The sequence below is a fragment of the Actinocrispum sp. NPDC049592 genome (assembly GCF_040675465.1).
Lineage (GTDB): Bacteria > Actinomycetota > Actinomycetes > Mycobacteriales > Pseudonocardiaceae > Kibdelosporangium.
Map to the genome: position 1 here is coordinate 267,792 of NZ_JBFAPA010000011.1, position 18,878 is coordinate 286,669.

Genomic DNA, 18,878 nt, shown 5'->3' on the forward strand with positions numbered 1-18,878 from the left:
CCTGCCTGCCTCCGGAACGTTTCGTACCGTCGGGCCGCAACAGGGTCAACGAGTCATGCGCGGTGAGCATGATCCTCCACAATGGATCACTGTGGCGTCCATTCGAGCTTGCGCCAGGCCTCCCGCCGGCGGCGCTGCTGCTCCGGGTCGGCGACCGGCGCCGCGGCCAGAAGTCGTTGTGTGTAAGGGTGAATCGGCTCGGCGAGGACCGCTTTGGTCGGTCCCTGCTCGACGACGTGGCCGCGGTGCATCACCGCGACGCGGCTCGCGAGCTGTTCTATAACAGCGAGATCATGACTGATGAACAGGCACGCGAAGCCGTGTTCGTCCTGCAACGAACGGAACAAATCCAAGATCCGCGCCTGTACAGACACGTCCAAAGCGCTCGTCGGTTCATCGGCAACGAGCAGGTCAGGGCCCAGAGCGAGGGCTCGCGCGATGCACACGCGCTGCCGCTGGCCGCCGGAAAGCTCGTGCGGGTAACGATTCCGCAAAGATGGGTCCAGGTTCACGGAGGTGAACAGGGCGGCCACTCGATCGTCCACATCAGACGGCGGGAGCGCTCTTCTTGTAGTCGGCTTGTGCAGGCGGATGGGTTCGGCGACGCTGTCGCCGACCGTCGCGCGTGGATTGAGCGAGGACAGTGGATCCTGGAACACCACGCCGATCCTGCGCCGCAACGCCTTCGCGGCCCGGCCGCGCACCTCGGCGATGTTCGTCCCGGCGATGTGGACGGCCCCCCGGGTCGGCGTGATCAGACCGGTGACCGCACCGGCCACGGTGCTCTTGCCCGACCCGGACTCGCCGACCAGGCCGAGCACCTCGCCGGGTTCGATGTGAACGCTCACGTGGGAAGCGGCGCGCACCGAGATGGACCGGAACCGTCCGCCGTAGACGACGCACAGGTCCTCGACAGCCAGAATCGGTGACACGAAAGGAACGTCAGGCACAGAACTGGCCGCCGGATGCTCGGCGACGGCCAGATGGTTCTCGCGCACCACGAGATCGGACGTCAGTGCCCGCTCAAGTCCTTCGGTGGCCGACGAACCAAGCGAGATGACCGAGCCGAGCAGTTGCCGGGTGTACCGTTCCCGCGGCCGGGCGAAGATCTCGGTGACCGTGCCCTGCTCGACCACCTGACCGTCGTACATCACCACCACCCGGTCGGCGATGTCGGCGACCACGCCCATGTCGTGAGTGATCAACAGGATCGCGGTGTCCAGCCTGGACCGCAGGTCCCGCAACAGTTCCAGGATCTCGGCCTGGACGGTGACATCCAGCGCGGTGGTCGGTTCGTCGGCGACCAGGAGCTTGGGATCGTTGGCCACCGCCATGGCGATCACGATCCGCTGCAGCTGCCCGCCGGACAGCTCGTGCGGGTATGCCCGGAACCGTTGTTCCGGCGAGGGAAGCCCGACCAGGTCCAGCAGTTCGATCGCGCGCCTGCGAGCGTCCGAAGAGGACAGATCCTGGTGCACGCGGATCGCCTCGACGAGCTGGTCGCCGACGGTGAACACCGGGTTGAGCGCGCTCATCGGCTCCTGGAACACCATGGCGATGTCGTTGCCGCGCACCGCCCGCAGCTCCTCGGGCGCCATCCGGTAGAGGTCGCGGCCTTCGAGCAGCGCCTGCCCGGTGACGGTCGCGGTCGCGGGAAGCAGGCCCAGCAAGGACATCGCGGTCACGGTCTTGCCGGACCCCGATTCCCCCACCACGGCAACGACTTCACCCGGCGAGATCGAGTAGCTCACCGATCGCACGGCCTCGACGGTGCCGCCGAACGTCACCGAGACATCGTGCAGGGCAAGGAGAACGGCCTCGCCAGCCGGATCTGCCAGCGACCCGGCTGGCGAGGCGGAACTCACTGGATGACACCCCACTGGCGGTAGTCCACATAGGCCGGGAACTTGCCGATGACGAAGTTGCCCAGCTTGGAGCCGTGCAGGAACGAGTTCCTGGTGTAGATCAACGGGACCACGACCGACTTCTCCATCAGCTTCTTGTCCAGCTCGACCCACTTCTTGGCGGCATCGGCGGGGTCCACTGAGGACTGTGCGTCGATGATGCCCTTGTCGATGTCCGGGTCGTTGAGCCGGGACTCGTTGACGCCACCGCCGCCGATCTCGGTGGACTGGAACAGCGGCTGGATGTTCGCGTTGGCCGACGGGATGTCCGGCTGCCACGAGGACAGCGCCAGGTCGTAGTCCGGGTTCTCCTTGGTGTCCACTTCCTGGGTGTAGGCGTCGGTGTCCAGGGTCTTGATGGTCACCTTGATGCCCGCTCTGGCCAGTCCGGCCTGGATCGCCGCGGCCTTCTCCGGGTAGCTGTTCTCGTTGCGGGTCACCAGGACCAGGCCGTCCAGCCCGTTCGGCAGGCCCGCCTGGGCCAGCAGCTGCTTGGCCTTCTCCGGGTCACCGGCGGGCGGCGCCGGGTAGAGGTCGAACTTCTCCCGGCCCTTGATGCCCGGGGTGATCAGCGTGGTGGCCACCTCGCCGGCCAGGTCCGGGCTGCCCGCGCTGGCCACCTGGTAGGCCGCCTTGTCCACGGCGTACTGGAAGGCCTTGCGCACGTTGGGATCGGCGAGCTTGCCGCGGGTGACGTTCAGCGAAAGATAGGCCAGCGCACCGGATTCCGAGGTGACCAGCCGGGACTTGGCCGACGGGTTGCCGGTGATCTGGACCAGCTGCGCGGGCGCGACGAACGGGGCGCCGAACGCGGTCTGGTCGTTGCCGGAGTCGTCGATCAGCCGCTTGGCGATCACCGCGGTCTGCTGGCCGAGCTGGAACTCGATCTTGTCGGGGTAGCCCTTGCGGGTGGTGTCCTCGGTGGCGCTCCAGTTCGGGTTGCGCACCAGCGTCGCGCCCTTGCCGCGCTCGTAGCTCTGCACGTTGTACGGGCCCGAGGTGACCGGGTGGTTGCCGTAGTCGGCCTCGGCGCCCTTGCCCTTGGGCACCGGCGCGAACGCGGGAGTGCTTGCCACCCAGTTGAAGTCACCGTACGGGCGGGCCAGGTGGAAGATGATCGTCTTGTCGTCGGGGGTCTCGATCGTGTCGAGCTCCTTGCCGCCGTCGAACGGTCCTTTGTACGCCAGGCCCGGCGAGAGCAGGTCCTTGTGGTAGGTCAGGCCGCCGGAGAACGCGGGCGCGAACGACCTTTCCAGGCCCCACTTGACATCCGCCGACTTGATCGGCGTGCCGTCGCCGAACTTGAGGCCGTCCTTGAGGGTGAACGTCCACGTCTTGCCGCCGTCGGAGGCCTTCCCGGTGTCGGTGGCCAGGTCCGGCACGATCTCGGTGTCCTTGCCCGGGGCGACGCTCCAGGACGTCAACCGCCGGTGCACCAGGCTCAACGCGGTGATCACCAGGTTGCTGCTCTTGGCCGGGTCGAACTGCTGGCTCGGCGAGTCGGTCAGGATGTAGAGCGTGCCACCGGCTTTGACGGTACCGCCGCCGTTGGCCGTTCCCCCGGACGGAGTGTCGTTGGCGCCACAGGCCGTGAGCAGCGTCGCGGTGACGGCGACTCCGGCGATCAAGCGTTTCACTTGGCTCCCCTTCATGTCAGGCGCGCCCGCGGGTCGAGCGCGCCGTAGAACAAGTCGACGGCGAAGTTCATGAAGGTCACGATCAGCGCGGAGAACAGCGTGACTCCGAGCATCACCGGGAGGTTCATCCCGGCGATCGCGTCGACCAGCAACTTGCCCACCCCGGCCATCCCGAAGATCCGTTCGGTGATGACGGTGCCGGCCAGCAGGGCGCCGAGGTCCACCCCGAACACCGTGATCACCGGCAGCAGAACGTTGCGCAGAGCGTGTTTCCCGACGACCTTGGTCTCGGTGAGGCCTTTGGCGCGGGCGGTGCGGATGAAGTCCTCGCCGAGTGTCTCGACCATCTGGCCGCGGGTGAGCCGCGCGTAGATCGCCGCGTGCAGGAAAGCCAACACCAGCCAGGGCAACACCAAATGCCACGCCCATTGCGCGGGATCGTCGGTGATCGAGACGTATCCGTTCTTGGGCACCACATCCAACGCGAACGCGAAGATCGTGATGCCGATCATCCCGGCCAGATAGGCGGGCATGGACACACCGGCCATGGCGACCGCCATGGTGATCCGGTCGATCGGCCTGCCGCGGCGCAACGCCGACAGCACGCCGAGCCCGACGCCGGAGATCAGCCAGATCACCGCGGCACCGAACGCGACCGAGAAGCTCACCTCGATCCGGTCGGTGATCTCGGTCAGCACCTCCACGTTGTTCTGGAAGTCATAGCCGAAACACGGTGCGGTGCAATGGATCGCGGTCGCCCCGGTGCCGAACGTCCGCCCGGAGAAGATGCCGCCGAGGAAGTCCAGGAACTGCTGGTACCAGGGCACGTTGAAGCCCATGAACTCGCGCGCCAGGCTCAGCGCCTCCGGCGAGCATGGGCGTCCACATGCGAGCTGCGCCGGATCCGATGGCAGCACGTAGAAAACCAGGAACGTCACGAAGGTGACGATCAGCAGCACGATGATCATCCCGGCGACGCGGGTCAGCACGAACTTGGCGGTCCGCATCTACAGCCGTCCCTTCGACCGCGGGTCCAGCTCGTCCCGCAGGCTGTCGCCGACCACGTTGAACGCCAGGGTGATCAGGAACAGCATCAGGCCGGGGAAGATCAGGTACATCGGGTCGGTCTCGAACCAGTCGATCGCCGTGGAGATCGTCCGGCCCCAGCTCGGCGTGGGCGGGCGGACGCCGACGCCGAGGAACGACAACGCCGCCTCGCTGCCGATCTGCGCCGGGATGGTCAGGCTGGCCACCACGATGATCGGCGCCCACAGGTTGGGCAGCAGCTGCGTGGTGAACACGTGCCAGGTGCCGCCGCCCATCGCCTTGGAGGCGGACACGAAGTTACGCTTCGTGAGCGAGAGCGTCTGTGCTCGCACGATCCGGGCGATTCTCGGCCAGCCGAACACGCCGAGCACGAGGATCAGCAGGAGTTGGCGGGGGAACCCGAGCGGGGTGACCGCGCCGAGGGCGATCATGAAGATCAGGTACGGGAAGCCGAGGAACACGTCCGCCGACCAGGTGACCAGCCGGTCCAGCCAGCCGCCGACATACCCGGCGACCACGCCGATCAGCACGCCCAGCACCGTGGCCAGCACCGTCGCCCCGATCCCGACCAGCAGCGACACCCGCGCACCGTGCGCGACCAGCGCGAACATGTCGATCCCGGTGAGCGGCTCGACCCCGAACCAGTGATCCCCGCTGACCCCGCCCAGCGCGCCCTTGGGCACGCCGTTCACGAGGTTGCCGATATCCGGCGTCAGACTCTGCCCCTCGACCGCCACCCACAAGTCCGCGCCGACCGCCATCAGCACGATCACGGCGATGATCACCGCGCACACCATCGTCCACGCATCGGACCGGATCGCGCGCCAGAGCGCCGCCGGCAACGAGCGCGCGGCGGTCGGCGTGACCGGTAAGGGGTCGGACACAGCACCTACCCGTGAATCGGCTGTTCGGGTGACGAGCACGGACCTTAGGCACCGGAGGTCTCAGGTCCACACCCGCTCACCGGACATCTCACCATGTGGGCGGTAAGTAACGCACGCTTTCCGTGCCCGACCCGGTTCGGTCGGTGACGATCAGTGGACCTGGATGTTGCCGTCCTGGATCGGCCCGTCCGTCCCCGCGGTGTACCCGTTGGCCAGCACCAGCTCGAACCGGTCACTCGTGCCGGGCTCACCCGCGTCGACCAGATGCAGCCGGAAGCCATATGTCGTCGCGCCGACGAGGGCGTGACCGAAGACATAGGCCTCGGCGCCGTTCACCGAAATGCCGGTGATGTCCGAAGTGTGGATACGCAGGCCGCTCGCGTGGTCGTTGTACTCGAGCGTGCCGCGCGGTCCCTCCTTCTTCTGCATGAATTCGAACCCACCCGTGGCGAACCCACCCGGCACCGCGATCCGGATACCGCCGGTGATCTTTCCTGGTGCCGAAACGACCAACACCGGTGCGACCGCAGTGGTGGAACATTCGCCCACGGTGACCGTTTTGACGACCGCGAACTCGCCGTTGATGGACGTCAGATCGGGGTCGGTGGTGAAAACCCCATCCGGCAGGGTCATCGTGACCCGGTAAGTGCCCGGCAACAGGTCGTTGATCGTCGCCGTCCCGGTGGCCGTCCGGGGTGTGGGCGGATCGTTCTGCAGAAGTCCGGGCACACTGACTTCCTCCACCCGGACCGCGACACCATCCGGAACCGTCACCGCGATCTTGCCGAGGCAGACATTTCCGAAATCGGCGTCGGTGACGTTCTGCCCGCTGGTGAGGGTGCCCGCCCCATCGACTGCGTGGTCGTCGAACTTCCGACCTTGGATGGTCACTGGCCGGTAGTTGCCGAAGTCGTTGCCGCCGAACGTAGCCGGACCAGCGCCGTAGCCGACATTCACCGGATCGGGCGCATGCGACTGCACCCAGCCGGGCTGCTGGCGTTCGGTGACGGTGTACGCGCCCGCGTTGATCGGCATGGTGTTGGCGTTGAGCTGGAACGCATAGCTACCGTCGGGACCGGTGGTGGTTGTCGCGACGATGTTGCCGCCGTAGCTGAGGTCGATCGTCCAACCGCCGAGGCCGGGCTCGCCGGGCTGGCGGGCGCTATCACCGTTGAGGTCCTCGTACTTGGTCCCGGCAATCGTGGGAATCGGCCCGCTGGCGGAGCCGTGCCAGTTACCACAAGCGGTGCCGATGAAACCGTCGCCCCACCGCTTCACATGAATCGGGCCGGACGCAATCTCTTGGGCGATCGTGTAAACACCATCGTGGATGTTCTGGCAGAGGCCGCCGCCGTTTCCGGTGCAGCCGTTCCATATCTCGTTCGGCCGGTCGATCGACTCGATCGGCGCCCAGTACATGAAGTTCCGGTCGAACCCATGGTTGCCGTAGAAAGCGGTGACCTCCGGCGAGGCGAACTGTTCGTAGCTGATCTGTCCTAAGCGAAGTGCACGTTCATCGCGAGCCTCGAAATTGCGTTAGCCCGCGGGTCCTAAGACCCCGGCCAAACGGGTTACTTTCGTCAGTCAATTACGGCCCGGATCATTTTCCCGGAACCAGGCCGGTGTCCTGGGCGAGGATCGCCGCCTGGACGCGGGAGCGGAGGTCGAGTTTGGTCAGGACGCGGGAGACGTGGGTCTTCACGGTGGTCTCGCTGATGAACAGGCGGCGGCCGATCTCCTGGTTGGAAAGTCCTTCGCCGAGGCAGACCAGGACCTCGCGTTCGCGGTCGGTGAGCTGGTCCAGGCCGTCGGGTACGCGAGTGGGCTTGGGGGTGGTGGCGGCGAAGGCGGTGATCAGGCGGCGGGTGACGCTCGGCTCGAGGACGCCGTCGCCGGCGGCGACCAGGCGGATCGACTCGATCAGGCGCGGTGCGTCGACGGATTTCAGCAGGAATCCGGCGGCGCCCGCGCGCAGGGCGCCGTGGACGTACTCGTCGAGGTCGAACGTGGTGAGCACCACCACATCGCAGATACCGTCCTGGGTCAGGCGGCGGGTCGCTTCGATGCCGTCGGTTCCCGGCATCCGGACGTCCATCAACACCACGTCCGGCCGCAGCTCACGGGCCATTTTCACGGCCATGGCGCCATCGGCGGCCTCGCCGACGACCTCGATGCCCTCGGCCCCGCCGAGGATCATCACCAGACCGGCCCGGATCGCCGCGTGATCGTCCGCGACCAGCACCCTGATCATCGGGGAACCCCTCCTATCGGTAGCTCCGCGTGCACCCGCCAGCCGTCCGCCGACGGCCCGGCCTCGAACGAGCCCCCCACGGCGTGCGCGCGTTCCTTCATACTGACCAGCCCCGTGCCGGTGCCGCCCGGGTCGGGAGCACCCGTCATGGGGTTGGTCACCTCGATGTCCAGCTTGCCCCGCGCGACCTGGAGACACACGCGGGCCGAGCCCCCGGCGGCGTGTTTCATCGCGTTGGTCAACGCCTCCTGGACGATCCGGTACGCGGCCAGGTCGACCGCCACCGACAGTCCGTCCACATCAGACTGGTCAACCGTCACGTCCAGACCGGCCGCACGCGCCGAGTCGACAAGTCGCCCCAGCTCGGCGAGTCTCGGCGGCGCGGTGCGTTCGTCGTCGACCTGGTCGCGCAGCACCTCGATCATCGCGCGCATCTCCTCCAGCGACTGGATGCTGTTCTCCCGCACCGATTTCAGCACCGTCCGGACCAGCTCCGGGTTCGAGTCCACGATGGACAGCAGCGCCTCGGACTGGATGGCGATCGCGGACAGGTGCCCGGCGACGACATCGTGCAGGTCACGGGCCATCCGGGACCGTTCCGAGGCGATGGCTGCCTGCCGGTCCAGCTCCGCGATCCGCCTGAGCTGACGCGAGTTCTCGCGTTCGGCCTCGGCGATCTCCCACTGCTGCCGCACGTTCAGCGCCCACCACACCGGCACGATCAGCAGGCTGAACCCGTTCAACGTGATGTACAGGCCGATCCGCACGTCGTCGGCGAGCACGGCAGACGTGATCCCCAGCGCGACGACGACGAACACGACCGAGCCGACGATCGCCCGGCTGGCGCGGCGCGAGCTGTAGGTGGTGGCGTTGTAGAGCAGGTCGATCAACACGATGACGACCGGGATGGACAGGCCGATCGCGGTATCCGCGGCGACGAAGACCAGTCCCGCCATCAACGCGCGGAACGCGGCTGTGCGCCGGAACGGCACCGTGCAGCAGATCCCGAAGTGGCAGACCAGGTGCATCCACACCGGCGAGCGCGGCCAGCCGGCGATCATCTGGTACGAGCCGGTCAGGTAGAGCAGCGCGAGCGCCAGCATGACCACGGCCAGCGCCGGGTCCCACCACGGGCGGTCCCGGTAGCGGTGGACCAGCTCGACCACGAACACCCCTCCATCACAGCACATCCAACTGGCCCGGCCGGTCCTTCGAAGGGATGACGACCTTCGCCGGACGCATTCTCCCGGGCGCTCGCGCACGCTGGAGCCATGCTGTTCGTCATCGCCGCCTGCGAGATCGGCTTCTGGGTGATCCTCGGCGCCGGCCTGGCCGCCCGCTACCTGCTGCGCTGGAAGCGGGTCAGCACGGTGCTGCTGGTCTGTGTGCCGTTGATCGACGTCGTGCTGCTCATCGCCACGGTGTTCGACCTGCGCGACGGAGCCGTGGCCAACAACACCCACGGCCTGGCCGCGATCTACCTCGGGTTCAGTGTCGCATTCGGACACAGCATGATGCGCTGGGCGGACCAGCGGTTCGCGCACCGGTTCGCCAACGGCCCGGCACCCTGGCGGCCGCCGAAGGACGGGCGCGAGCGGATGCGTTACGAATGGCGGGAATGGGGCAAGTGCGTGCTCGCCGTCGGCATCGCGTGCGCGGTCATGCTGGGGTTGATGTTCCTGGCGAGCACACCGGAGCGGACCACGATCCTGTGGCAGGGTTACATGCCCAAGCTCGGTCTGGTCGTGGGCATCTGGCTGATCTGGCCGGTGTCCCGGTCGTTCAGCTCGAAGGAACCAGCTTCACGGTGACCGGCAGGTGGTCCGAGGGTTCGGTCAGCGAGGGCAGAACGGTGTCGCGGAACAGCTTCGGCAACCGGCCCGGGATCGGGACGAACTGTCCTTCGGAGAACAACAGGTAGTCGAGCTTCCTGGTACGGCCGTTGATCGCGACCGTGTCCCAGGGTCGTTGGTTGCGGCAGCTCTCCGCCATGCCGTTGTCGAGGGCGGCGGTGATCACGAAGCTCTGCGACGTTGCGTTGAAGTCGCCCGCGAAGATCCAGGTGCCGCCGGTCCGGTCTCGATGCTTGATCAACTCGAGCATCTGGTGGTAGCCGACGTGCCTGGCCGGTGGCACCGACTCGTCCTGCCACTTCAGGTGCGTGCAGGCCACGTGCAACGGCTCGCCGTTCATCGTCAGGTGCGCGATCAACGCCACGTCGATGACCTCGGGCCGTTTCCACCCGAACAGGTCACGTCGTGCGAACACCGCGTAGCCATCGGGACGGCCTGGGCGTTGGGCGTAGGCCGTGTGATGGGTTGGTTCGAGGCGCTCGCACAGGTCCTGGTGCAGGTCCGGCTCGACTTCCTGCAGGCACAGGAGGTCGGCGTTGAGCTCGTCGATTTTGGTCAGCAGCAGGGCGCGGCGGCGGACGGGGTCGAGCGCCTGGGGATGGCAGAGCGGGTAGCGGTGTGGGCGGACATGGGCCTGGGCTAACACGTTGTAGGTGACTGCGGTGAAAGACTGCATGGTGGAACCGTAGGAACGGCGGCGGGCTGGCGACAGGACATGATTCCGGACATCGGGTGCTCGTGGGAGCGCTACCTCACGTTATTGGTGAGCGCTCACGGCGGCTGGACCGCTTTGACGCACACATTGATCCGGCGTGCTGGGCCGGATGCGGGGCTGCCGGTCGATCCCGGGTCGATCGAGCGTGCACTGCGACGGTTACGCACCAAGGGAAACGCGCCCGGCGGGCAGTACGGCGTGTGGCTGATCCGGCACTTCGGCTTGCCTACACCGTTGGAGGAGACCGCGCGGTGGATGGGCCAGTACCACAGCCGGTTCTCGGATCTGCCGGTGTCGCTGCGGGAGACACAGTTGTGGCTTTGGGACCGCCCGCCGATCTCCGAATCGCCCGCGTCGGCGTGGATCCACTTAGGACTTGCCTCGGTTGCCCTGCGCCGCAATGACTTCGAAGCCGCACGCGCCCGGCTTGCGGCAATTTCGTCGCCTTCCCCGTTGGCACGTATCGAGGCGGACCTCCTGGCGGGTCGCCTCACCTTCGGCGTCGAGCGCGCCGCGATCCTCGCCGACGTGGGCAAGCAGGTCTCATCCTTGGCGCCCAGCGAGGACCGGGACTGCTACTACGCGCGTTGGGCCGACCAACACGCATACCACCTGATCCACACCGAGAACCTCTTGCCCGAAGCAAAAACCGTGTACGAGTCCATCCCCGCGGACACCCCCGCGCTGTTCGCCCAGTTCCGCCGCCACCACGGCCTCGCCTACTGCCACTGGAAACTGGACGACACCAAAACCGCCGTCCACCACGCCACCCTCGCCATCCAGCACGCCGGCGACGCAGGCCTCCTCCGGTTCCGGGTAATGGCCCTCCAACTCCTCGCCCACATCACCCCCACCAACGCCCCCACCCTCCACCAAAGAGCCAACCAAATCGCAACCACCCTCGAACACGCCGACCTCACCTAGCCCACCAAATATCCCTCGCCACTCGGTGGTTTCTAGCGGTCGTTGCAACACTGCTGCTGGTTGGTGGTCAGGAGTGTGGTGACGCGTTGGGCTGGGGTGTCGTAGTCGAGGGTTGTGCGGGGTCGGTCGTTGAGTTCGGCGGCCACGGCGTCGAGGTGTTCGGCGCCGGGCCCGCCGCGCGAGGGCCATGGTGTGCGCGGCATGCGGCTGATACGCACCGCCGGGTTGCTGGTTGCGGGCCTTTTCCCGGCTGATCGTGGACACCGGCCGGTCCAGCTCGCGGGCGATCGATCGCAGAGAGGCGTTGTCCCGTAACCGGTCCGCGATCAGGATCCGCTTCACCTCGGACAGATACCGCGGCGAGATCACCCACCGCGCCGGCTCAGGCGGCGGCGAACACCTCAGGTGTTGCAACGAACCCTAGAACTGAAGCTCCCAGGGGGGCGGCCCCGATGCCATTCTAGTGAGGCAAACAGGGGCGGCCTAGGAGTTGCGCGAGGCTGTGGATAGGTGGGGGTTGCGAGTGGTGGGTTAGAGGTCTGCGAGGGCGGCGGTGAAGCCGTCGACTAGCTCGGTGACTTGGGTGTCGGTCATCGTCAAGGGCGGGGAGATCTGGAGGCCGCCAGCGCCGACGGCGCGGGTGGACACGCCGTGGTGGCGGAGGTGGCCGATGAGGGGGAACACCTGGGTGGTGTCGGCCAGCTGCACTGCCGCCACCGCGCCGAAGCCGCTGCGGACCTCGGAAACGGCGGGGTGGGAGGCGAGGACCGCGAGTTCTTTGTCCAGTGTGGACTCGAGGCGGGCCGCTGCGGACAGGAGGTCTTCGCGTTCGACGATGTCGAGGTTGGCGGAGGCGACCGCCGCGGAGGTGGCGTGGCCCGAATAGGTGTAGCCGTGGCGGAACCAGGTTCCTCCGGCGTAGAACGGCTCGGCGACGGCGCCCGCGACCAGCAGCGCGCCCATGGGCAGATACCCGGAGGTCAAGCCCTTGGCGGTGGTGATCATGTCGGGGTCCAGGGCGAACCGGGAACTGGCGAACCACGCCCCACCAATGCGGCCATACCCCGTGATGACCTCGTCGGCCACGAACAGGATCGAGTGATCCCGGCAGATCTGCCGCACCTCGGCGAGATACCCGTCCGCGGGTGGGTAGACGCCGCCCGCGCCGATGATCGGCTCGCAGAAGAACGCCGCGATGTTCGAGGCGCCCAGACGTTCGATCTCCAGCAGCAAAGCCTTGGCCGACCCACCATCCACAGTAGACACATCGGGCATCAGCGATCCCCAGCCCGCGCGGTTGGGTTCCAAGCCCGACAACGCGGTGCCGCCGATGTGGGTGCCGTGGTAGGCGCGGGTGCGGCCGATGACGATGCGCTTGTCGGGCCGGCCCAGTTCGAACCAGTACCGGCGGGCCAGTTTCACCGCGGAGTCGATCGAGTCCGAGCCGCCGGAGGTGAAGAACACCTTGGTGTCGGGCATCGGTGAGATGGCCGCGATTCGGTCGGCCAGCTCGATGGTCGCGGGCGTGGCGACGTCGCCGAACGTGTAGTAGGCGGCGATCGAACGCATCTGCGCGGCGGCGGCGTCCGCGAGCTCCGCGCGGCCGTGCCCGACGTTGGCGAACCACAGACCCGCGGTGGCGTCGAGGTACCGGCGCCCGGAGGTGTCGTACACGTACACGCCCTCGCCCCGCGAGACGACGAACTCACCGTTCGCGGAAACCGCACCCATGTCCGAGAACGGATGCCACAACGACCCCACGAAAGCCTCCAAACGACCAACGACTAGCGGAACGCGCTCACACCGGTCAAAGCCTGCCCGATCACGAGCAGGTGCACCTCGCTCGTCCCCTCATAGGTAAGCACCGACTCGAGGTTGTTCGCATGCCGCATGACCGGGTACTCCAGGGTGATCCCGTTCGCACCGAGGATTGTGCGCGCCTCGCGGGCGATCTGCAGCGCCGCCCGGACGTTGTTCAGCTTGCCCATGCTGACGTGCTCGGGTTTGAGCGTGCCGTTGTCCTTCAACCGCCCGATCCGCTCCGCCAGCAGCATGCCCTTGCCCAGCTCCAGGGCCATTTCGGCGAGCTTGGCCTGGGTCAGCTGGTAGCCCGACAGCGGCTTGTCGAACACCTCGCGGGTGCTCGCGTACGAGATCGCCGCCTCCAGGCAGTCCCGGCCCGCGCCCAACGCGCCGAACACGATGCCGAACCGGGCCTCGTTCAGGCAGGCCAGCGGGCTGGACAGGCCCTTGGACCGCGGCAGCAGGGCGTCGGCGGGCAGCCGGAGGTCCTCGAAGACCAGCTCACTGGTGATCGACGCCCGCAGCGACAGCTTCCCGTGCACGGTGTTCGCGGTGAACCCCCGGGAAGAGGTCGGCACCAGGAACCCGCGGATGCCCTCGTCGGTCCGCGCCCACACGATGGCGACGTCGGCGATCGACCCGTTGGTGATCCACATCTTGGACCCGTTGAGCACCCAGTCGCTGCCGTCCCGCTTGGCGGTGGTGCGCATCCCGGCCGGGTTGGACCCGAAATCGGGCTCGGTCAGCCCGAAGCAGCCGATCTTGGTGCCCGCGGCCATCTGCGGCAGCCACTCGTTCTTCTGCTCCTCGCTGCCGTACGCGTAGATCGCGTACATCGCCAGCGACCCCTGCACGGACACCAGGCTGCGCACGCCCGAGTCGGCGGCCTCCAGCTCGTGGCACGCCAGGCCGTACGCCACCGCGTTGGTCCCCGCACAGCCGTAGCCCTGCAGGTGCATCCCCAGCACACCGATGGCGCCCAGCTCGACGGCCAGCTCACGGGCCGGCAGGTCGCCCTGCTCGAACCAGGTGGCCAGGTTGGGGCGGATCCGGTCCGCGCAGAACCGGCGGACCGTGTCCCGGATCGCGAGCTCCTCGTCGGAGAACAACTCGTCCGCGGCGACCAGGTCAAGAGGGTTCATGCCAGGCAGGCTAACCCAGGATTGGATCCAATATCAATTCTCCAATGCTAACCTCACACCCATGCGCCCACCCACGACACAGGAGTTCGTGCTGGACGAGCTGCGGCGGCTGATCCTCACCGGCGAGATGGCGGCCGGCGCCCCGATCCGGCAGGACGCGCTGGCCGAGCGCCTCGGCGTGAGCCGCGTGCCGCTGCGCGAGGCGCTGCGCACGCTGGAGGGCGAGGGCCAGGTCGTCTACCGGCCGCACCGCGGGTACCAGGTCGCCGACCTGTCCCTGGACGACCTGCTGGAGGTCTACCGGATCCGCGAGCTGCTGGAGACCGAGGCGACCCACAAGGCCGTCCCGTCGCTCACCGACGAGGACATCGACCGCCTGGTCCAGGCCGAGGCGGACATCGAGAAGGCGGCCCTGGCCGGTGACATCGTTGGCATGGCCGCGGCCAACCGCCAGTTCCACTTCGTCGTGCTCGAAGCGTCCGGTATGCCCCGGCTGACGCGGCTGGTGCGCGTGCTCTGGGATGCCACCGATGCATACCGAGCGCTCTACTACAGCTCGTCGGAAAATCGCGAACGCGTGCACCGCGAGCACCACGCGATCATCGCCGCGATCCGTGCCCGAAAGACGGATGAGGTCATCCGATTGTGGGACGAACACCGTGACGGAGCGGTGATCGCACTTCGGGCCATAGTCCCAGCTCACCCCTCGTGAGTGGTTCTCACGGCTGAACCCGCTCACGAGGCGTGGTCAGGAGTTTTCGAGGGACTCGAGTGCCCTTCGGGCCCGTTCGGCTGCCTTCTCGGCCGTGCGGAAGACCGTTCTCGCCTCGCGCACCTCGCTGCCGGTCTCCTTCTCGGTGCTTCGCGCGCGCTCCAGCTCGGCCTCCAGCTCCGCCACGGCCCGGGCGGCCCGTTCGGCCTTCTGCTCGGCCTGGGCCAGGGCATTCTGCGCGCGGTCGCGCACTTCCGAGGTGTGCTGGGCCTCCGCCCGGGCCCGGCCCAGCTCCTGACGGCGGCGTTCCGCGCGCTGCTCCCGGCGTTGCGCGACCTCGTCCACCACCGGTTCGGGAGTTTCCGGCCACCCCTCCTGTTCAGTCAGGTCCGTTGTGGCGGCAAGGGTCCCGGCTTTCAGCACCTCGGTGACCGCCGGATCGGCGAGCGCCTTGGTGAACACCGCCTCGATGTCCCGCAGCACGGTGTCGCTGAGCTTCTGCCCTTCTCCCAGCGCCATCGCGCGCACCTGGGCCACCAGGGCGCGGATCACCTGGTGCCGTTGCTTGGACAGGTCGCGGATGGAGTCACCGTCGAACCGGCCGTGCGCGTCCCGCAACGCGGCACCAAGGTTGCCCAATCGTTGCAGTTCCGCGGGTTCGCGGCGGGCCAACAGGTTCAGCACCCACGCTGCCTGCGAAGGCTTGCGCAGCTTGCCGATTTTCGCCGCCGCCTCCTTGTCGCCGGCGTCCTTGGCCGCGCGCACGTACTCGGTGCGCGCGGCCATGAATTCACTCGGCCGGAGGCTGTATAGCCGGTCTGCTATGGATTTGAGATCCATAGTCACTAGTGTGACCCAGGTGTACGAGGAATCCGGCGGACACACCGCGCCAGTGCTCGCAGATCGCTATCGGCTGATAGCGCAGCTGGGGCGCGGCGGCACCGCCAGAGTTGTCCGGGCATGGGATGAACGGCTGGGGCGGGCGGTCGCCATCAAGATCTTCCAGCCGCACGCCGATCCGGTGGGGCGCCTGCGGTTCGAGGACGAGGCCAAGCTGCTGGCCGGGTTCGACCACCCGGGCCTGGTGAAGGTGTTCGACTCGGGGGTCGCGCACGGCGAGCCGTTCCTGGTGCTGGAGCTGATCGACGGGCCACACCTGGGCCGCAAGGTCGACGACGGGCCGATGTCCGTGGACGCCGTCCGATCATTGGGCATCTCGCTGGCGGAAGCGTTGGCGTATGTGCATTCCCGCGGAGTGGTACACCGGGACATCAAGCCCGGCAACGTTTTGCTCGATTCCTCGGGTACCCCGAAACTCGCCGACTTCGGGCTGGCCAAACTGCTCGACCGCAGCGGCCTGACCGCCTCCGACCGGCTCGTCGGCACCGCCGCTTACCTGTCCCCGGAACAGGTTCTGGGCACCACGGTCGGGCCGCCTGCCGATATCTACGGCCTGGGACTGGTGTTGCTGGAGTGCCTGACGGGAGAGGTGGAGTATCCGGGGCTGGACGCGGAGACCGTGCTCGCCCGGATCAGCCGCCGGCCGCGGATCCCGGTTGGTGTACCAGCGAGTCTCGCCGAGACGCTGGAGGCGATGACCCGCAGCGAGCCGAGTGAACGTCCAACCGCGACAGAGATCGTGGACCTGTTGTCGGCAGATGTGCCCACAGTGCCCATCGCCCGGCCCAAACGGTTCAACCGCACCGCGGCCGCGGTCATCCTCGGGCTGGGCGTCATGGGCGGGGCGATCGGGCTGCTCGTGGCCGCGCCCGCCGCGAACACCGCTCCGCCGCCCGCCTCGATCGCGCCGCAGCAGGGCCACGCCGTCGACTCGACGCTGACCGGCGGGGTCGTGCCGGGGGCGGCCACCCCGTCGAACAGCGGCAGCGGGCGGGTCGAGCGGGAAGGTCAGCAGAAGGAGGTCGCGAACGGGAAGCCGGGCGAGACCGTGACGGTCACCCCGGCCACCCCGCCCGCGGTGAGCGGGAACCCGGGCGATCCGACCGGGTCCACCGACCCGGTGGACCCGGTGGACCCCGCTAACACCAAGACGAAGACCAAGACCAAGACGAAGACGCCGAAGAACCCGCCGTCATCGGGACAGGCCGAAGGCGAGCAGAGCGGTTGACGTGAAGTCGATGGCAGGCTCCGAGCTCGGCCACGACCGCAGGTCGTCGAAGAACCGCGAGCCCTGGCCGTCGAACGCCGCGAACGACCGGCTGCACGGGATCGCGCCCTCCGGCATCTCGCCGAGGTCCTCGAAGTTGTCCGCGCCGTTCGGGCCGTTGATCACCGCGCCGTAGAGGATCCGGCGCCCGCCGTTCGGGTCACCGGCCAGGTTGGCGGCCTGGTGGTGCGGGCAGTACGGGAACGTCGAGCCGACGCCGACGATCAGCGAGATGCCCCACGCGTTCGAGCCGAGCGCGAAGTTCCGTTGCCGCACCCCGAAAGCGTCGTACGACTTGTCCCCGGTGAGCTGGCGGTAGAGCCGCGCGGTGGCCGCGAAGCCGAAGCTGCGGCTGGCGGCGTCGAAGTTGGTCACGTCCACGCCGGTGCGGAACTGGCTGGCCGCGGCCCGCGTGGTGCCGATGTCCAGCTGGCGCTTGAGGTCCCCGATCACCTGCTGCTGCGACACCTCGGGCGCGATCACCCCTCGGCGCAGCAACTTCACCAGCTCCGAGTGGGCCAGCGCGCTGGTGTCGTACAGGTTCAGCATGTCCTTGCTGTCGCTGGCCAGGTACTCCTTGGCCCAGTGGGTGGCCTGCTTGGCCCAGGTGAAGTAGCGCAGGTCGCCGAGCCTGGCCGCGGCCAGCGCGAGCTGGGTGGCGCCGAGCTCCATGTCGTCGGCCCACGAGTCCTCGGGGTAGTACGCGTGCGGGAACGCCGTTACCAGCTCGCCGACGTCGGTCGTCTTGGCGGCGGCGAACACCGAGGCCGCCTCGGCCAGGTACCTGCGCGCCTTCCCCGGGTTCGGCTCGAGCTGGGCGCCCAGGGCGAACGCGGCGGCCACCCGGCCGGCCAGGTTCGGGCTGAGCGGCGCGCCGGGCTCGGCGGCCGGGAACACCGGGCGGTACTTGATGAAGAACTCCTCGTCGCCCGGCTTGACGGTCAACTTGTCGTCGGCCTCGGCCAGCCGCCACACGTCGTGGTCGCCGACGAAGCCGAACTCCTCGCTGCCGGTACCGATACCGACCTGCGCGTACAGCGTCTTGGTGCGCGCGTCCCAGGTCTTGTCCAGCCAGTCCAGGCCATGCTTGAACTCGGCCAGCAGGGCCGGGTTGCCGCCGATGCGCTGCACGTAGCCCAGCTCGGCCAGGGAGTACGCGGTGTTCGAGGTGAACTTGACGAAGTCGCCCGCGTCCACCCAGCCGCCCTCGACGTCCACCGGGCCGCCGGTCGCCTTCAGCGGCTCGGACGGCACGTCGCCGCCGTCGCCCTTGAACTTGGGCTGCGCGTAGACGGTCGCCTTGGCGTCGGTGAGGTGCGAGGGCCCGCGGCCGAGGCGGCCCGGGATGGTCGAGCGGCCGTCGCGCTGGGCCTGGAAGAACTCGGTGGTCGCGTGGACCATCGGCGTGAACAGCTTGTCGCCGGTGTCCACGCGGAAGCTCGGCGAGGTGGCGGTGACCGCGCCGGAGACCTTGATCCGGTAGGTGCCCGGCTTGCTGACGGAGCTGAAGTCGAGCTGGTGCACGGCCTGGTAGCCGTCGTTCCAGCCGCCCAGGTTCGCGCCCACCTTGCCGGTGTACACAGTCCGGCCGGACTGGTCCACGACCGTGAAACGCTGGTTCTGCACGGCCACCGGCGCGAGCAGGTAGCCGGCCTTGGTCTCGCCCGTCGCGTAACCGACTTGATCCACGCGGACAAATCCGGCAGCGGAGGCGAGCGCGGGCGTTGCCGTAGCAATCGTGCAACACAGCGTAACCACTGCTACAGACGCACGTCTGAGCATCACAGCTCCATCTCTGGCGGCGAGATGAATAGGGAACTTTCCGAACAGTAAAGTCGC

17 protein-coding genes and 1 pseudogene are annotated in these 18,878 nt (G+C 67.8%); 4 read left to right on the forward strand and 14 right to left on the reverse strand.

Features of this window, described 5'->3' with window-relative positions; genetic code table 11:
* Positions 1–86: 86 nt before the first annotated feature.
* The 7 genes from AB0J95_RS27320 to AB0J95_RS27350 all read right to left on the reverse strand — a co-directional run bounded on the left by AB0J95_RS27320 (position 87) and on the right by AB0J95_RS27350 (position 8,889).
* On the reverse strand, positions 87–1,865 hold the full coding sequence (locus AB0J95_RS27320) for an ABC transporter ATP-binding protein (RefSeq protein WP_364763546.1): 1,779 nt from the start codon (positions 1,863–1,865) through the stop codon (positions 87–89).
* Positions 1,862–3,556 carry an ABC transporter substrate-binding protein gene (locus tag AB0J95_RS27325; RefSeq protein WP_364763549.1) on the reverse strand — a complete coding sequence of 565 codons (1,695 nt, stop codon included), beginning with the start codon at positions 3,554–3,556 and terminating at the stop codon, positions 1,862–1,864. Before AB0J95_RS27325 ends, AB0J95_RS27320 begins: the two co-directional genes overlap by 4 nt.
* Positions 3,553–4,548, reverse strand: a complete 996-nt coding sequence (locus AB0J95_RS27330; RefSeq protein WP_364763552.1) for an ABC transporter permease — start codon at positions 4,546–4,548, stop codon at positions 3,553–3,555. Before AB0J95_RS27330 ends, AB0J95_RS27325 begins: the two co-directional genes overlap by 4 nt.
* Positions 4,549–5,472 carry an ABC transporter permease gene (locus AB0J95_RS27335; protein WP_364763555.1) on the reverse strand — a complete coding sequence of 308 codons (924 nt, stop codon included), beginning with the start codon at positions 5,470–5,472 and terminating at the stop codon, positions 4,549–4,551.
* 150 nt (positions 5,473–5,622) lie between these two features.
* A complete protein-coding gene (locus tag AB0J95_RS27340) occupies positions 5,623–6,891 on the reverse strand; it encodes a post-COAP-1 domain-containing protein (protein ID WP_364763558.1) in 1,269 nt (422 codons plus the stop codon).
* A 181-nt stretch (positions 6,892–7,072) separates the two neighbouring features.
* A complete protein-coding gene (locus tag AB0J95_RS27345; protein WP_364763561.1) occupies positions 7,073–7,723 on the reverse strand; it encodes a response regulator transcription factor in 651 nt (216 codons plus the stop codon).
* A complete protein-coding gene (locus tag AB0J95_RS27350) occupies positions 7,720–8,889 on the reverse strand; it encodes a histidine kinase (RefSeq protein ID WP_364763564.1) in 1,170 nt (389 codons plus the stop codon). The genes AB0J95_RS27345 and AB0J95_RS27350 overlap by 4 nt, the downstream gene beginning before the upstream one ends.
* 105 nt (positions 8,890–8,994) lie before the next feature.
* On the opposite strand from AB0J95_RS27350, the gene AB0J95_RS27355 reads away from it, so the two are divergent.
* Entirely contained in the window at positions 8,995–9,534 is a 540-nt protein-coding gene (locus AB0J95_RS27355; RefSeq protein WP_364763566.1) for a hypothetical protein, read from the forward strand.
* On the opposite strand, the gene AB0J95_RS27360 is transcribed toward AB0J95_RS27355, so the two are convergent.
* Positions 9,506–10,252 (reverse strand): endonuclease/exonuclease/phosphatase family protein, encoded by a 747-nt coding sequence (locus AB0J95_RS27360; protein ID WP_364763569.1) that lies wholly within the window; start codon positions 10,250–10,252, stop codon positions 9,506–9,508. The two genes, AB0J95_RS27355 and AB0J95_RS27360, sit on opposite strands and share 29 nt — an antisense overlap.
* Positions 10,253–10,291: 39 nt before the next feature.
* Here AB0J95_RS27360 and AB0J95_RS27365 point away from each other — a divergent pair, with 39 nt between their 5' ends.
* On the forward strand, positions 10,292–11,215 hold the full coding sequence (locus AB0J95_RS27365; RefSeq protein ID WP_364763796.1) for a hypothetical protein: 924 nt from the start codon (positions 10,292–10,294) through the stop codon (positions 11,213–11,215).
* Between the two features lie 32 nt (positions 11,216–11,247).
* On the opposite strand, the gene AB0J95_RS27370 is transcribed toward AB0J95_RS27365, so the two are convergent.
* The 4 genes and pseudogenes from AB0J95_RS27370 to AB0J95_RS27385 all read right to left on the reverse strand — a co-directional run bounded on the left by AB0J95_RS27370 (position 11,248) and on the right by AB0J95_RS27385 (position 14,160).
* Positions 11,248–11,433, reverse strand: a complete 186-nt coding sequence (locus AB0J95_RS27370) for a hypothetical protein (protein ID WP_364763799.1) — start codon at positions 11,431–11,433, stop codon at positions 11,248–11,250.
* Between the two features lie 25 nt (positions 11,434–11,458).
* Positions 11,459–11,584, reverse strand: a pseudogene (locus tag AB0J95_RS27375) (helix-turn-helix domain-containing protein); the annotation flags it as partial.
* Between the two features lie 162 nt (positions 11,585–11,746).
* A complete protein-coding gene (locus tag AB0J95_RS27380; RefSeq protein ID WP_364763572.1) occupies positions 11,747–12,976 on the reverse strand; it encodes an aminotransferase class III-fold pyridoxal phosphate-dependent enzyme in 1,230 nt (409 codons plus the stop codon).
* 23 nt (positions 12,977–12,999) lie between these two features.
* Positions 13,000–14,160: an acyl-CoA dehydrogenase family protein gene (locus tag AB0J95_RS27385; protein ID WP_364763574.1), complete on the reverse strand. Its 1,161-nt coding sequence runs from the start codon at positions 14,158–14,160 to the stop codon at positions 13,000–13,002.
* Between the two features lie 61 nt (positions 14,161–14,221).
* Here AB0J95_RS27385 and AB0J95_RS27390 point away from each other — a divergent pair, with 61 nt between their 5' ends.
* Positions 14,222–14,872, forward strand: coding sequence for a GntR family transcriptional regulator (locus AB0J95_RS27390; protein WP_364763577.1), 651 nt, complete (start codon positions 14,222–14,224; stop codon positions 14,870–14,872).
* Between the two features lie 36 nt (positions 14,873–14,908).
* Here AB0J95_RS27390 and AB0J95_RS27395 read toward each other — a convergent pair whose 3' ends face one another.
* Positions 14,909–15,658, reverse strand: coding sequence for a hypothetical protein (locus AB0J95_RS27395; protein WP_364763580.1), 750 nt, complete (start codon positions 15,656–15,658; stop codon positions 14,909–14,911).
* A gap of 64 nt (positions 15,659–15,722) precedes the next feature.
* Between AB0J95_RS27395 and AB0J95_RS27400 the strand changes: the two genes are divergently transcribed.
* Positions 15,723–17,000 carry a serine/threonine-protein kinase gene (locus AB0J95_RS27400; protein WP_364763582.1) on the forward strand — a complete coding sequence of 426 codons (1,278 nt, stop codon included), beginning with the start codon at positions 15,723–15,725 and terminating at the stop codon, positions 16,998–17,000.
* On the opposite strand, the gene AB0J95_RS27405 is transcribed toward AB0J95_RS27400, so the two are convergent.
* Positions 16,965–18,728 (reverse strand): glycoside hydrolase family 9 protein, encoded by a 1,764-nt coding sequence (locus tag AB0J95_RS27405; protein WP_364763584.1) that lies wholly within the window; start codon positions 18,726–18,728, stop codon positions 16,965–16,967. The genes AB0J95_RS27400 and AB0J95_RS27405 overlap by 36 nt on opposite strands.
* Between the last annotated feature and the right edge of the window lie 150 nt (positions 18,729–18,878).